The organism is Shewanella sp., from assembly GCF_047975355.1.
Classification (GTDB): domain Bacteria; phylum Pseudomonadota; class Gammaproteobacteria; order Enterobacterales; family Shewanellaceae; genus Shewanella.
The window spans coordinates 150461-164550 of record NZ_JBKEDJ010000013.1 but is presented as its reverse complement, the minus strand read 5'-3'; the positions used below and the strand labels follow the sequence as shown (position 1 = coordinate 164550).

The 14090-nt window shown below is 45.6% G+C and carries 13 protein-coding genes and 1 pseudogene; 6 read left to right on the top strand and 8 right to left on the bottom strand.

Annotation, left to right across the window (positions count from 1 at the left end; translation table 11 throughout):
• Positions 1–4: 4 nt before the first annotated feature.
• From ACK5NH_RS05965 to ACK5NH_RS05955, 3 genes and pseudogenes are all read right to left on the bottom strand, one after another.
• A complete protein-coding gene (locus ACK5NH_RS05965) occupies positions 5–2236 on the bottom strand; it encodes an EAL domain-containing protein (RefSeq protein WP_416918305.1) in 2232 nt (743 codons plus the stop codon).
• Between the two features lie 141 nt (positions 2237–2377).
• Positions 2378–3217, bottom strand: a pseudogene (locus tag ACK5NH_RS05960) (TIGR03899 family protein).
• Between the two features lie 138 nt (positions 3218–3355).
• The gene (locus tag ACK5NH_RS05955; RefSeq protein WP_416918303.1) at positions 3356–4561 is read right to left on the bottom strand and encodes an MFS transporter; all 1206 of its coding nucleotides are present in this window, start codon (positions 4559–4561) and stop codon (positions 3356–3358) included.
• A gap of 443 nt (positions 4562–5004) precedes the next feature.
• Here ACK5NH_RS05955 and hemG point away from each other — a divergent pair, with 443 nt between their 5' ends.
• The 3 genes from hemG to ACK5NH_RS05940 all read left to right on the top strand — a co-directional run bounded on the left by hemG (position 5005) and on the right by ACK5NH_RS05940 (position 7361).
• Entirely contained in the window at positions 5005–5526 is a 522-nt protein-coding gene (gene hemG / locus ACK5NH_RS05950; protein ID WP_416918301.1) for a menaquinone-dependent protoporphyrinogen IX dehydrogenase, read from the top strand.
• A 44-nt stretch (positions 5527–5570) separates the two neighbouring features.
• The gene (locus tag ACK5NH_RS05945) at positions 5571–6098 is read left to right on the top strand and encodes a cytochrome b/b6 domain-containing protein (protein WP_416918299.1); all 528 of its coding nucleotides are present in this window, start codon (positions 5571–5573) and stop codon (positions 6096–6098) included.
• A 255-nt stretch (positions 6099–6353) separates the two neighbouring features.
• The gene (locus tag ACK5NH_RS05940) at positions 6354–7361 is read left to right on the top strand and encodes a DUF4382 domain-containing protein (RefSeq protein ID WP_416918297.1); all 1008 of its coding nucleotides are present in this window, start codon (positions 6354–6356) and stop codon (positions 7359–7361) included.
• 78 nt (positions 7362–7439) lie between these two features.
• Here ACK5NH_RS05940 and ACK5NH_RS05935 read toward each other — a convergent pair whose 3' ends face one another.
• From ACK5NH_RS05935 to nfsB, 3 genes are all read right to left on the bottom strand, one after another.
• Complete coding sequence (locus ACK5NH_RS05935) at positions 7440–8192, bottom strand: thiol:disulfide interchange protein DsbA/DsbL (RefSeq protein ID WP_416918295.1); 753 nt, start codon at positions 8190–8192, stop codon at positions 7440–7442.
• A 256-nt stretch (positions 8193–8448) separates the two neighbouring features.
• Positions 8449–9093, bottom strand: coding sequence for a DNA-J related domain-containing protein (locus ACK5NH_RS05930; protein ID WP_416918293.1), 645 nt, complete (start codon positions 9091–9093; stop codon positions 8449–8451).
• Positions 9094–9404: 311 nt separating this feature from the next.
• Complete coding sequence (gene nfsB, locus ACK5NH_RS05925; protein ID WP_416918291.1) at positions 9405–10058, bottom strand: oxygen-insensitive NAD(P)H nitroreductase; 654 nt, start codon at positions 10056–10058, stop codon at positions 9405–9407.
• An 837-nt stretch (positions 10059–10895) separates the two neighbouring features.
• Here nfsB and ACK5NH_RS05920 point away from each other — a divergent pair.
• The 3 genes from ACK5NH_RS05920 to ACK5NH_RS05910 all read left to right on the top strand — a co-directional run bounded on the left by ACK5NH_RS05920 (position 10896) and on the right by ACK5NH_RS05910 (position 12581).
• Positions 10896–11336: a hypothetical protein gene (locus ACK5NH_RS05920; RefSeq protein WP_416918289.1), complete on the top strand. Its 441-nt coding sequence runs from the start codon at positions 10896–10898 to the stop codon at positions 11334–11336.
• A 143-nt stretch (positions 11337–11479) separates the two neighbouring features.
• Positions 11480–12016 carry a GFA family protein gene (locus ACK5NH_RS05915; RefSeq protein WP_416918287.1) on the top strand — a complete coding sequence of 179 codons (537 nt, stop codon included), beginning with the start codon at positions 11480–11482 and terminating at the stop codon, positions 12014–12016.
• A gap of 118 nt (positions 12017–12134) precedes the next feature.
• Positions 12135–12581, top strand: a complete 447-nt coding sequence (locus ACK5NH_RS05910) for a GFA family protein (protein WP_416918285.1) — start codon at positions 12135–12137, stop codon at positions 12579–12581.
• A 109-nt stretch (positions 12582–12690) separates the two neighbouring features.
• On the opposite strand, the gene ACK5NH_RS05905 is transcribed toward ACK5NH_RS05910, so the two are convergent.
• Positions 12691–13416, bottom strand: coding sequence for an amino acid ABC transporter ATP-binding protein (locus ACK5NH_RS05905; RefSeq protein ID WP_416918283.1), 726 nt, complete (start codon positions 13414–13416; stop codon positions 12691–12693).
• Complete coding sequence (locus tag ACK5NH_RS05900; RefSeq protein ID WP_416918281.1) at positions 13409–14089, bottom strand: amino acid ABC transporter permease; 681 nt, start codon at positions 14087–14089, stop codon at positions 13409–13411. The genes ACK5NH_RS05905 and ACK5NH_RS05900 overlap by 8 nt, the downstream gene beginning before the upstream one ends.
• Between the last annotated feature and the right edge of the window lies 1 nt (position 14090).

Here is a 14090-nt window from a genome sequence, read left to right as displayed (position 1 = left end):
CCCATTACAGCGTGCTTTTTTGATAATTGGCTAGCCATACCAATAACGCTTGGAGTGGCATAGGTTTAGCGTAAAAATACCCTTGAGCATCGTGACAGCCGCGATCTTTAAGCCAGCGAGCTTGCTCTCGGGTTTCTACACCTTCTGCAATCACATTCATCTTGAACCGTTCACCGAGCAGGATAATGCTGTCAACAATTGCGGCGGCACCATCGTCGGTGGTGACATTATCGATAAAGGATTTATCAATCTTTATCCTGTCAAAGGTCAACTTGCTAAGATAGGCAAGAGAAGAAAAGCCTGTTCCAAAGTCATCGATGGCGATCTTAATATTCATATTTCGAAGGGCTTTGAGCTGTTTGTTGATCACCTCAAAATTCTGCATGGCAGTAGACTCTGTGACTTCAATTTCAATCTGATCACTGGATATTTGCGCCGCTTGGATATGGGCATTGAGCTGATTCACAATTTGCTCTTGTTCAAACTGCATCGCGGAGAGGTTAACGCCGATACGCAGATTGGGATAACCCGCTTCGGTTAAGGCATGCATGGCTTGGCAAGATTGCATAAACAATTGTGTACCTAGTTGGGTAATCAATCCCGTTGCTTCGGCGATGGGAATAAAGCGCAGGGGCGGTACACTATCGCCATTTGGCAAGGTCCAACGCGCAAGTGCTTCGACGCCAACGACCTCACCAGTTTGTAACGAAACCTGTGGTTGCAGGGCGATGTGAATATTTCCTTGGGTTATCCCAAGTTGCAAGGCTTGCAGTAATTCAAAATGCGAAGCCACATCGTCGTTATTGGGCTGATAGGTCACATGTTGACGGATTCCTAAATGCTTGGCCTTTTTGAGCGCCATATTCATTTGAGTGATCGCGGCGACTGCATCCCCTTCTGCGAGTTCTAAAGGGAGAGTCACAGTGCTGATATTGACAGTAATACATGAGCTACCCTGTTGATAGGGGGCAACAAACAGCTGCTCAATCAGTGCTGCGGTCGCTAAAGGTTTAGGGCCTAAAATGGCAAACTTATCATCCTTTAATCGGCAGACGAGCACGCTGGCATCGAATTGGTCTCTTAGGCTATTTGCCACATGTTTGAGCATATTGTTGCCCTGCTCAGTTCCAAACACATGGTTAAAGTCTGAAAATTTATCTATGTCTATGAGTAATAGATTAAATTTATCTCGAACATCTTCCTTTAAAATACCATCGAGTGTGCGAATGAGTACGTTACGATTCGGGATTTTAAGCAAAGGATCTTCGAAGGCGATTTTATCCAACTGACTCATTAGGGAGACGCTGTGCAAACCGCCGCAAATGTTCATGCTAAAGACGCGGATAAGCTCGGTTTCGGTTGCATCTAAAAGTCGCCCTGTAGCGAGGTAAACCGCATAGTCATTCCCCGCAAGTTCTCCAGGGAAAAATAGGCAAGTGTATTGTGGCTCGATACGCGATTGTTTACTGCTTAGCGATAATTCTAACTGGATACGAATTTGTTGCTGTTCAAGTTGTTGTAAGGCTTTGCCATAGTAAGATTCAAACTCCCCTGTGGCTCCAATAATCTGATGCATATGGCCAAATTCATGCAGGTCATTGATGGCCTTGACGCACACTATTCCTCCCGAAGGTAAATTCAAAAGTATCGCCAGTTGTTGCAACATCTTGCTCGAGAGTTCTTTGATATTGCGTGAGGTATAGAGGGCACCGCTGGACTCGGCGATTAATTGCAGCCCGCGTTTTGCATTGGCAATGTTGCTGATCTGCTGATAGGAGCGCAGGTTAGTGGTCAATATGGTTTGCAGGCGGTCGGCGGAGAGCTCCGACTTAGTCCAATAATCGTTGATATCATAGTCACGCATCACATTGAAAACGGGTGCCATACCGGGCTGCCCTGTGAGCAGAATAATGCGAATTTTTTCGTTGCCGAGCACTTCTCGAATGCCACGAACTAACCTAAGCCCTGCATCCTCGGTCTCCATGACTACATCGACTAAGGCAATGGCAAAATCGTCCTCATTGGCGACGATTTGGCAGGCTTCGGCGTAACTAAATGCTTGGGTTAAATCTATTTTTGCACCAAGGATCGTGAGAGTGGACAAGGCAAAGGCGGTAGAACGTTGGAAGTTAATATCATCGTCTACAGTGAGTATTTTGACCGCTTTCGCAGCCTTTACTGTTGTGCTTGGTATGGGTTCATCTAAAAAGACAATTTCTTGCGATTGACTAACCATATTCTCTTTCCTTGAGATGTCGAAACATCCTTATCAACCCAGCCTAGATGTGAGCAATTTTTATACTCAAAGTATTTGCGACAGCTAGGCTTTATTCAAGAAAATATTTTTGTGGTCAGACATATAAGTCTTTTTAAGCCATTACTCGATTTTGAAATCCTTCGCGAATATCGCCTGCAGCGCCTTAAGGTATTCTTGGTCCTGTTTAGGTAACACAAGTTGCGCCAGCTCATCACCAATGGGTGTTAGTCGATAGTAACTAAAGAGTAAGTTGCCACTCTTAGGTGTGAGCTTCATTTGAATGCCGGGCATAGTGAGTTGGATGGGGGTTTTACTATTGAGTAAACCGGTTTCAAACTCACTGCTGTGGAGGATCCCCGCATCGACTAGGGTAAGAATGCTAGAGTAGGGCAGACCAAATTGGGATAAGCCCAAAGTAATACTGGTATTCTTACGAAAATATTGGCCGAGCCCGCCCGTGAGTCGATAGCCACTGATCAGTTTTTAGCGCTGCTCATTATTCACTTTGGCCGCCATACCTAGGGCCTTTTCGAGGATTTGTGCTTCTCTGTGGGTGAGTTGTTTGAGCAGCGCTAAGGTGCGCAGGCTAAAGTTACCCGGATTGATGATTTCACTGGAGAGGATGCGCGCCCACAGATCCTGCATTTTTCGGTTGTGGATTTGCTCTGCCATCAAGAAAAATTGATGACTCCAGTCAGGATCCAGATCGACGCCAGTGACATCCGATGGAGTGTAACTCAAAGCGAGGGCGAAAATGGTTTCGACATTGGACTGATATTGGCTGGCGAGTTTACGCTCTCTGTACTGAGCGCGTTCGGCAATTGAGGCGTTGGCGGGACGATATTCTTGCTCACTGGCTAGCCCAAGTTGGCGACCCAGTGACAGAGCCTTTTTACGGGCAGAGACCTCGGCAGCGGGAGTCGCTTCATCCGCAAGCATTAAAATATCTGAATCCTTCATACTTTAATCCTGTCTCACCTAGTTGTGTTGTTAGTATCGCGGGATTGAAAGTTAACTCCCGCGAAATGCTTCCAGCTTAGTCGATTGCAATCCTTAAGTCTCTGCAGGGATTGTTTTTATTGCGTAGCGTTTAGTTTTTTAACTGTCTAGGGTCGGTTTTTCTATGGGTTTAGCAGGCCAAGCCCAATACGTTTCATTACCGGGTGATGGATGGCGTGGAACATTGAGGGCTAACACCAAGGAACAGACCGCAAATCCGGCGCCAATATAGAAGACGAGTGCGGGATCGCTTAGCCACAATAGCCCTAGGAGTACGGGGATAATCACCGCCGCGATATGGTTAATGGTAAAGCTCACCGACATGGTTGCCGCAATATCTTTGCTGTCGGCAATCTTTTGAAAATAGGTCTTCATGGCAATCGCCATCGCAAACAGCAAATGGTCAATGACATAGAGCGCGGCAGCCATATGGGGTTGTTCGACAAGCGCATAACTGACAAACACAAAAAACAGTCCAATGTATTCCACTGTGAGGGCATTACGCTCGCCAATACGCCCGATAAAGCGGCCAATTGCAGGGGCGAATACTAGGTTAACCACATAGTTGATTAGGAACAGGGCGGTGATTTCACTGACACTGTAGCCGAATTTCTCGACCATCATAAAGCCGGCAAACACCATAAAAATCTGCCGGCGGGCGCCAGAGAAGAAAGTTAGCAGGTAATAGAGCCAATAGCGTTTTCGCAGGATCACCTTTTTATGTTGTACTTCATGGGTTTCAAACTGTGGGTAATACAGGCTCATACTGATCACCATCAGCAGGCCTAATACACCAATAATCAAATACATATGCCAATAATCTAGCTTTAGCCAAGTCATGACTATCCAAATACTGCCATAACCCACTAATGCCGCCGCTGAGCGCCATGCCAGCGCTTTACCCATAAATGCCGCAGTGTCTTGTTTATCGACCCATTGCAGGGTGAGGGATTGGTTAATGGTTTCAAAATAATGGAATCCAACCGACATCAGGACTGTGGTGAGGTATAAACCCAGCACCTGAGGGAAAAAGCCTGTAATTGCTACCCCAATGCATAACAAGGCTAGTGACAGCAGGGCGAACGCTTGTTCGCGCACTAACAGCAACACAAAAATGGCAGTAAAAGCCAAGAAACCGGGAATTTCCCTCAGGCTTTGCAGCATGCCGATTTCGGCGCCGGTGAATTGTGCTTTTTCAATCACAAAGTTATTGAGTAGGGCTTGCCAGACGGCGAAGACGAGCGACATAACAAAGGTCATCCACAGCAGTAGTGCTTTGGGATTGGCGGTTTGGGGTGTTTTCATGGGTGGATACTCAGGCGATAAGTGAACAAATGCTAATGCTTTTGCCTTTTATTCGCTAGCGATAAGAAATAACATCAATTGCTGATTTTGTAACATTTTGCTCCCAAGGTCGAAGATATTTATTTTTGTGAGCAAGCTAGAATTACCGTATATCCAGCGTACATTTGGCGCTAAGCCCGTGATCTATTTCATGTAAATAGGTGACTAAATCACCTAGTATGCAATATCGTAATAGGCAGTTTGCTTTTTGCGTGGTAAACCTAAACGGCCTCTATTTGACTCGTGCATCATAGAAGCGACTCTTCAGGTGTTTGATTATCGCAGTGGTTGAATGAGTCATAGGAGCTGAAAGTATTCGTTTGTTTAGGTCAACATAAAGCCGCCGTTCTTTGTTTTTCTTCTGGCCGCTTTTTCTTATTTTTGTTGAGATAATCGAGGCTTAAGTGAAAAAAATTCTGATCATCTTCTCTAGTGTTCATGGTCAAACTCGCAAAATTACCAACCAATTGGCGCAGCAACTCAAGGAGTTGGGTAACTCTGTGGTGATTGCGGATATTAAGGCTGTTCCTGCGATGGAATCCTTCGATAAGATCATTATTGGCGCCAGTATTCGTCATGGAAAACATAATCCTGCGTTGTACGAATTTATCCAAAAGCATCAAAAGATCCTCTCGCAAAAGGTGAGCGGCTTTTTCTCTGTGAGTCTCGTTGCCCGTAAACCCGAGAAAAACACCCCAGAAACCAATCCCTACATGCAGGCGTTTTTAAGCAAAACCACTTGGCGCCCAATGCTGTTACAAGTGTTTGGCGGCAATCTGAATTACCAAGGTTATAATGCGTTAGATAGAAATATTATCCGTTTTATCATGTGGTTAACTAAAGGTCCTACGGATCCTGTCACCAATGTGGAATACACCGATTGGCAAAAAGTGAATGAATTTGGCCTGCAGATCCACCAAGCCTGAGCGAGTCAGTCGCTAACAGCTTAGCTCTTAAGGGGAAACCCAATATGTCGGCAAAAGTAACCCAGATATTCGATTTTGTGTTGGCGCGTTTGCACCTTTGGATAGTGCTGTCTGCGAGCATACTCGTCTGCACCAGTCCATGGATTTTTATCGGTAGAAGCCTGCGCACCAATGCCAGCGCCTGGGATTATCTGCATGTTTACCTTGGGCTAATTGCTGCCGCATTGGGAATATTATTTGTACTGCGCAACAGTCTGCAAGGAAAATGGCATCAATACTTTGCTTGGCTGGTGGGGGATTGGGGGCAACTCACGCAGGACATTAAAGGACTGTTTAAGGGAAAATTGCCAGTCGCCGGTGGCAAAGGCTTGTTCAGTACGGTCGAAGGTATTGGCATGTTGCTGCTGGTCGCGACGGGCGTGACGGGCGCGATATGGTTTATCTATCAAGGCACCCCGCTGGCGATGACATGGCGTGGTTATCATCAAGTCTGTGCCGATTTTTTTATCGGTTTTTTAGTCGTTCATTTGGTACTTGCGGCAACACATATTATTGAATTTATTCGCCAATAGCGTTTTATCATGGCCAGTTCTTGTTAAGGATTTGGCCTCTTTCTGCGCCTTTATCGATAGGTTTTCTCACTCACGGATTTTCACCGTTCAGCGTACGTTCATCGACAAGCGGCACACTCAACCCTAGACTTATCTCTACATGCCTACTCAGCCCGTTTGAGCCGATTTTGTCACTCTGTGGCTTTATTGAGGTGTGCTCAAGGATTGAGGTATGACAATGTTGAGAATTTTTTGGAAAACTAATGAAGGTATCCTATGAATATTCAAAAAAGTGCTCTAGCGATAGCGTTGACGGGGTTGCTGTTTGGTTGCGGAGGCTCTGATTCTGACGAACCTGCCATTCAAATGGCGACCTTTAGCCTAGGTGTTTCAGACAATCCAGCCGATGCGAAATCGGTCACTATCGCATTTAGGCAAGTCGTGCTGAAGAACGATACGGGTAGCTATTCATTCAATGTTGCGCCAAATGGTGAACTCAAGTTTGTCGACTTATTGGAGTTTCAAGGCAGTGCGGTAGAGACGCTGGTAAGCGGCCAATCTATCCCCGTGGGTGAGTACCAAATGTGTCTCTATATGAAAAACAGTACAGTGGCGAATAGTGAAAGCTCCCACGTACAAACCTTTGATGACACTCTCTATGGCCTAACGACCAACAGCAATGGTTCATGCGGTGGTGTAGGTGCAGATGAAAGTGATACGGGCCGATTGTTTTTCAATAAAAAATTCACCATTGCGGCGGGTGTAAACAGCTTTGTCGCCGAGTTTGATTTAAGCCAAGGTCTACAGGATCCCCATGGCAACAAAGATTACTGGACGCTGAAACCGACTTCAGTGCAATTATTTAATCAGTCCGAAGTGGGCGCGATTAAAGGCACTGTGGGCGCGACCGTGATGGAAGGTTGTGAAGTCGCTGCGGGTGGCTCTGAATTTTCGCCAGCGGTTTATTTGTATCCTGCCAATACTACACTTGAGCAGATGAAGGATTTCAGAACCGAAGCCGACACGGCCACTGAAATTGCACCTATTGCTGCTGCTCGGGTGAATGATGTTACAGATACAAACGGCCAAGTCATCGGCCACGATTATGAATTTGGCTTTGTGGTCGCGGGGGATTACAACTTAGGTTATACCTGCTTAGCGCAAAATGATGATCCGGATGTCAGCAATAATCTCGATGATGTGGAAGCGCCTTTCTTTATTCACGCAGCAGAAACAGGGGTGACTGTTACGGCGAAAGGGGTTGCCGAGCGTAACTTCCCATAGTCGTTAATCTGGTAATCAACACACAATAAAAAACCAGCAAAAATGCTGGTTTTTTATTGGTTGCTCGTCAATCGAGTCTTAGCTCAAACGCTTTTGACGACCAAGGGCGATAGCTGCTGCAAAGGCTAAGAATAACCAGTTTAAGCTGCCGCCAGAACTCTTAGGTGCTTGGGCATCTTTTTCAACTGCTAGGTAGTTAATCAGGCCAATTAATTCATCCAAGGTTCTGATACTGCTTAAGTTAACCGCATATTTATCGTTAACGATAAAGGCTGGAACACTCTCTACGCGGTATTGGTTCTGCTGGGCACGCCATAGGGCCAGCTTTTCATCCGTGCTCTTACTGTCGGCCAGTTTGTCGTACTGGGCTGCATCGATACCAAACTTAGCGAAGACTTGTTTAATGTCGTCACGGCTGTTGATTTGTGGCTCATGCTTGTGGCCTGGCGCACTGTGGTCGTGGCCGTTAGCACCAGCTTCCCCTTGAATTGCGGTAAACATTGCATGGGTGATGGCGTCTTTATTATCTAACTCATGGATCACAGCCAGTGAGCGCATGACTTCAGTGCCAATGTCGCTGTTCATAAAGTCGACATGCTTAGTATCAAATGCGATGTCTTTGTTTAGATTAGCTTTGATATCGGGCAGATAGTTGGTTTCCATATTGAAGCAGTTATGGCAGTAGAAGGAGAAAAACTCGGTCAGTTTTGGCTCACTGCTCGGTGCTTTGTCTGAAATTTGAGTGTAGTGCGTGCCTTCAACATAGTTGGCGGCAAAGGTGCTAAATGGTGCAACGATTAAGGCGACAGCCAAGGCGATTGGTTTGATCATAGAACCCTCAAAGTCGGTTAGAGTGAATTCACCGCATCGATTGCATGTGCAGAGCCTACCTAAGTGGCTAAGGTGATTTCAGTCTAGAAGTTACGCTCGCGTTATACCAGCGTGTATATGGTTTTAGGTTAGTTTGGGATGCTTAATTATCGCTGAAATAGCCGGAAGATATTGGACTAAATCTGTGATCCCGCGGGAGTTTACGCCGAGAACTTTGCCAGAGTGCAAAGGGGATCACAGTTATAAAAGGGAAAACTTAAGCAATATCCCGCAATGATTGCCAAGCCTCACAGACTTCACGGAAACGCGCGGCATCGCCCTCTGGTCTATCTGGATGCCATTTAAGTGCTAATCGGCGCCATTGTTTGCGGATGTCCCTGGGTGTTGCGCTCTCGTCTAACTCAAATACCCTCAGCGCATGGCCCTTGTGCATCAAATTCACATTCAGACCAATATAGCTCTTATAACTGCTCCAGAAGGCCTCTAATAATTCGCGTACTACGTTTTCACTGGTGTCGTAGTTATTCCAATCAAGATAGTATTCCCTTAGAGAAGTATCCTCCATTATCAATAGGTTAACGTTAGATGGCACCAGACGGAAAATTTGGATCTCCATGGCTTTGACTTGCAGCCATTGCTTGGGCAGCAGAATCTCTTGCAGTTCGAACAGGGCGTTCATCAGTAAAAAATTACGCTTAAATAAATCATTACCTGGGTTTTCATCTAACGGATGGATTAGCCCGCGATTTTGCAGTTCGGTGGCGAGATGATGGATTTTCCAGCTTTGATTAGAGGCTTGTAACACGGATAACACGGGCCAGATTAACGGGTTATCGCCCTTAGTGGTCGAGAGCGTTGCCGATTGAGCTTCTGCACTGAGTGAAGGTTTAGCGAGTAGCATACTGACTGTCCCATCCTAAGTTGTTATCAAGCGAGTGTGATTAAAAGTAACCTTGCGCTATCTACAAGATTTTAAATGCTTTTATCTTATTTTGGCGACGAGTAATTACTGAGCTTGGAATACACTATGCCATAGAGGAAAAGTGTAGGCAAAGAAGGATTCTAGAGCAATTTACGCTCTGGTCACTCCGACTTTGGTTGGTTTTAGCTGTTGTTTATGTGTTGGAGTGGGGGAATAAAAATACCCTTGCTTACTTAGGTAAGGCAAGGGCATTTATCGTCTGTTGCTTAGATTGACTAAGGCCTAACGACTTAGATTTCGGTAAAGATAACTTCTTGTGCTAAACGCGACTTAGGTAACTTGGCATTAAAGTCTTCTTCGGAGCGGTAACCCAAAGCTACCACCACAGAGGCGCACAGGCCTTTTTCGCGCAGGCCTAAGACTTGGTTGAGTTTAGTCGCATCAAAACCTTCGATTGGACAAGCATCAATATCGAGTACGCTCGCACCTAACATCAGGGTACCCAGTGCTAAATACACTTGTTTTTCCATCCAGTGCTGCGCGTCTTTTAATTCAATCTTGTGCATATTGGCAAAGAAAGAACGGCCATTGTGCTGAGCTTGCTTGGCTTCTTCATTGGCAAAACGGCCATCTTTGGCTTCTTGCTCTAGCACTTGCAGCAAATGGGCTTCATCGAGTTGAGTGCGCGTACAGAGCACGACTACATGGGAAGCATTGAGAATTTTTTGGGTATTGAAGGCATAGTTCTCGGTCGCTTGTGCGATCAAGGCTTTACCTTCCGCCGTGCCAGCTAATACAAAGTGCCAAGGCTGCGAGTTGGTCGATGATGGGCTGAACTGCAGTAAGGTCTTGATCTCGGCAATCTTGTCGGCAGGAATCGTCTTTGTTGGATCAAAGGCCTTAGTGGTGTAACGCTTTTTAGCGAGAAAACTTAAATCACTCATGTAACGGCTCCAAATCATCTGGGAATACAAATTCAACCCCAGCATTTTAAGCAGGTTTAGGCAAAAAACAATGTGATCAAAACGGCTATCAGTTTCAAAATATTTTTGAAATTGAGTGCCTGTTAACGCTGAAAATTGTGCAGCCTAAAGCGGCTTTATTGAAGCGAAGCTTTTTTGCCTCAAAGCAAGGAAATTGAATTGTATATTGGGCTGGATACATTGCCATTGTTTCTCCAGTGACATGCTGTCGATTTAATCAACAAGAGATGTCCGTATAGGCTCGACGGCGGTATCTGCAACAAATGGAAGTGTAAATGCGGCGTTCACATGGCCAATGATGTTCCCAACATCATAGTGGCATTTCCCAAATCCCTATGGGTCATATGTGAAAGAGCGGCCATGCCGGCAACGGTCACAGTTGCAACAATGCCAATGTTAACGACTATTGAACTGTTCATCCGACTAAAAGCTTTTTGCCATAAAGCTTGCTAGCACTCGTTTGTTCATGTGGGAGCTTACTAACGAGTTACTCTACAAAATCTCATCTATTAGCCCTCACTTTTAGGGCTTCGCCATAACAGTCCAAATCTGGATAGGTATACAGTCATATCTTAAAACGCTTGTTTTTGAGAGCGTTCAGAACAATACCCGTACGCGATAGACCAAATACATAATTTAAAGTTATTTAAAATCAGCGAGGTATAAGTCGTAACGGTTAGATAATAGGTTTGAAAAACGCGCATGTGCGTTTTTCCAGATGGTGTATTTGATAGAAAGCTGATAAGTTTTGGGTGCAAATTAACAAGCAAGGCGTTATACGTTCAGGGAAGACCGAGCATGAATCACGTAAAGCTATTTTTATTCAGCCTTTGCATCGCTGCCAGTTATTATGCGTTGACAATCTCTGCAATAGGTATTGCAGCGGCGGGAAAAATATTTTGGTGGTTTTACCCTTCAGAAAACTTTCATCTCTACCACATATCACAAAATTTTGTTGGAATTGGCATCGCTGCTCTAATTCCTGCTTATCTTGTCTTCTGCTATGAACCTAGGAGGCTTTGGACAAGTGCTACTATTGTTATCTTAAGTTCAATACTATTCCAAGGTAATATCAATTACTTGCCATTCGACCCTATGGGGCTAGTGCGTTTTTTCACAAGTACATTCATATATGGAGATATTGGTTCAGTCGGTGTAGCACTGGAGATAGTATTAATGCCAATATTGTGGTTGCTGATTTTTAAACGCATAACAAGCCAATCAAGGGCAGACGCATAACACTTGGCTTGCGCTCGTACCTTGCTAATTTTAACCAAGAGTTATTTGCCGCTTACAGGGGCGTTAGGCGACACATTTTGGGAACTGCTACAGCACTCAGTAATGCCGTTAAGGTTAGGCTGTAGGAGGAAGGAGATCTTGTCATGAAAGACGCGATAAATATTGGCTGTACTTGCGGGCAAACACGGCTGGAACTACGAGGGGAGCCAATCCTCGTGTCGGAATGCTTATGCACCAGTTGCCGACTTGCCGCCGACCGGCTTGCTACGCTTCCCGGTGCAAGGAGCATTCTCACTACATACAGCGCAACGCCATGTGCTGAGTATCGTAAAGATCGTGTCCGAATCCTCTCCGGCGCGGAGTATTTTAGTGAATTCCGACTGTCGGCCGATGCGGGCACGCGCCGCTTCGTGGCGACATGCTGTAATACACCAATCTTCATGGAGTTGAAGGGAGCGCATTGGTTGAGCATCTATCTTCATCTCTGGCCCGAACAAGAACAACCAAAGGTCGCATTACGGACAATGACAGGCGATCTGCCCGATCGCTCAAGTCTGCCTGGTGACATTCCCAATCTGAAAACGCACAGCGTCATGTTTTACGCCAAGCTCTTGATGGCATGGTTCTGCATGGGTTTTAAGAACCCGAAAATTGACGCGTCAGGAAGGATTGATGTCTGATATCAGACGCAATTGGGTGCCGCCTAACAAACAATTTAAGAGTGATTCGGCACGCGTGGCATTTTTACTATGCGTTGGCTTTAGTGATTAAAGTGGCATGCGGTAGCATCTGTATTGCATGCCTCACACCTTATTGGGCGCTACTAAATCGAGATATATCATGAAGCTTGATGGCGGATGCTTGTGCGGAAAATTACGATATTCAATTGATGCAATTCCAATTGATGCTGGATTTTGTCATTGTAAAATTTGTCAGAAAGCCAATGGCGCTCCCATGGTTGCTTGGTTAACAATACCCTTTGCTAATTTTGTATACACAAGTGGTGATGCTGCTATACATGCTTCAAGTAAAAAATATCAGAGGGAGTTCTGTCGTTATTGCGGTTCACAGATAACTTTTAGGGCGACAGTTGAGCCAAAAACTATAGATATCACAATATGTACGCTAGACGATAGTTCAAAAGTCGAGCCTCAGTACCACATATGGTGTCAAAGCAAAGTTAACTGGTTACATTTAAATGATGAGCTCCCACAGTTTTTGGATGCAGGTCCAGACGACCTCTAAAAACTCACAAATGACTCTAGAGGGACTTTAGTACAGTGAATAAAACGCCCACTGTTAACATTAACAATGGGCGTGGAAGATAAAGCTTAATCAATATGCAAAACTTGCATTAACGCAGCACTTTGCTTAAAAAGCTTTGGGTTCTGGCTTCTTTTGGGTGGGTGAATAATTCCTCGGGGACATTGGATTCCACCACATAGCCGCCATCCATAAAGATGACCCGGTCGGAAACATCGCGCGCAAAGCCCATTTCATGGGTCACAATCACCATGGTCATGCCTTTTTGCGCTAAGTCCTTCATCACATCCAGTACATCGCCGACCATTTCGGGGTCGAGTGCCGAGGTGGGCTCATCGAATAGCATGAGATCTGGCTCCATCGCCAGCGCGCGGGCAATGGCAACCCTTTGCTTTTGCCCACCAGATAGACTAGAAGGATAGGCATTGGCTTTATCCTGTAATCCCACTTGAGTGAGCAGCGCCAGCGCCTTGTTATCGGCTTCGGCTTGGGTCATTAACTTTAGACTTACCGGTGCTAAAGTAATGTTTTGCAATACAGTTTTATGGGGGAATAGGTTGAAGTTTTGGAACACCATGCCCACTTTTTGCCGCAATTTATCGACACAAGCATCCTTGGCGGTAATGGATTGCCCTTCGATTTCAATATCCCCTTGGGTGGGTTTTTCTAACAGGTTGATGCAACGTAAAAAGGTGCTTTTACCGCTGCCGCTGGGGCCGATGACACTGACCACTTCGCCTTGGTGAATATGTTCGTTAATGCCCTTAAGAACTGCATTGTCGCCGTAACTTTTGTGTAGGTTGGTTATGTTAATCACTTTGCTTCAACCTCTTTTCAAATTTCGACAGCATAAATGTGAAGCTGTAGGTCAGGAACAGGTAAATCAGCGCACAGGTAAAGAGTGGGATACTGTCTTCAAAGGTTCGGCTACGGATAATCTCACCCGCACGCATCAAATCCACGCCGCCAATAAAGCCAATCACAGCGGTTTCTTTGAGTAGCACGATAAACTCATTGCCTAAAGCGGGCAGAATATTCTTAATCGCCTGCGGCAGAATAATCAGCTTCATGGTCATCGCTTGCGATAGACCGAGTGAGCGCGCAGCTTCGGTTTGACCTTTATCGACGGCTTGAATACCAGCGCGAATAATCTCAGAGATATAGGCGCCACTGTTTAAGCCAAAGGCGATAATGGCGGCGGTAATTTTATCGACATCGAGCGCTGCCAGCACGATAAAGTAAAGGATAACTAACTGCACCACTACAGGCGTGCCGCGGATAACGCCAACATAGAGTTCGGCGGGGAAGCGGATATACCACTTAGATGACATCTTCATCAATGTGGTGCCAATTCCTAATACCGCGCCTAATAACATGGCAAAGAATGTCACAATCAAGGTGACTTTTAAGCCATTTAAGATCAGCAGTATGCCTATCATGCCGTCGTCGCCAATCGGGCTAAACAGCGAAGTATTGATTGCTTCTAACATA

Coding starts and splice junctions, on each gene's coding strand:
- ACK5NH_RS05965 (WP_416918305.1), bottom strand. CDS start 2,236: ATGGTTAGTCAATCGCAAGAAATTGTCTTTTTAGATGAACCCATACCA.
- ACK5NH_RS05955 (WP_416918303.1), bottom strand. CDS start 4,561: ATGAAAACACCCCAAACCGCCAATCCCAAAGCACTACTGCTGTGGATG.
- ACK5NH_RS05945 (WP_416918299.1), top strand. CDS start 5,571: ATGTCGGCAAAAGTAACCCAGATATTCGATTTTGTGTTGGCGCGTTTG.
- ACK5NH_RS05940 (WP_416918297.1), top strand. CDS start 6,354: ATGAATATTCAAAAAAGTGCTCTAGCGATAGCGTTGACGGGGTTGCTG.
- ACK5NH_RS05935 (WP_416918295.1), bottom strand. CDS start 8,192: ATGATCAAACCAATCGCCTTGGCTGTCGCCTTAATCGTTGCACCATTT.
- ACK5NH_RS05930 (WP_416918293.1), bottom strand. CDS start 9,093: ATGCTACTCGCTAAACCTTCACTCAGTGCAGAAGCTCAATCGGCAACG.
- nfsB (WP_416918291.1), bottom strand. CDS start 10,058: ATGAGTGATTTAAGTTTTCTCGCTAAAAAGCGTTACACCACTAAGGCC.
- ACK5NH_RS05920 (WP_416918289.1), top strand. CDS start 10,896: ATGAATCACGTAAAGCTATTTTTATTCAGCCTTTGCATCGCTGCCAGT.
- ACK5NH_RS05915 (WP_416918287.1), top strand. CDS start 11,480: ATGAAAGACGCGATAAATATTGGCTGTACTTGCGGGCAAACACGGCTG.
- ACK5NH_RS05910 (WP_416918285.1), top strand. CDS start 12,135: ATGCCTCACACCTTATTGGGCGCTACTAAATCGAGATATATCATGAAG.
- ACK5NH_RS05900 (WP_416918281.1), bottom strand. CDS start 14,089: ATGTTAGAAGCAATCAATACTTCGCTGTTTAGCCCGATTGGCGACGAC.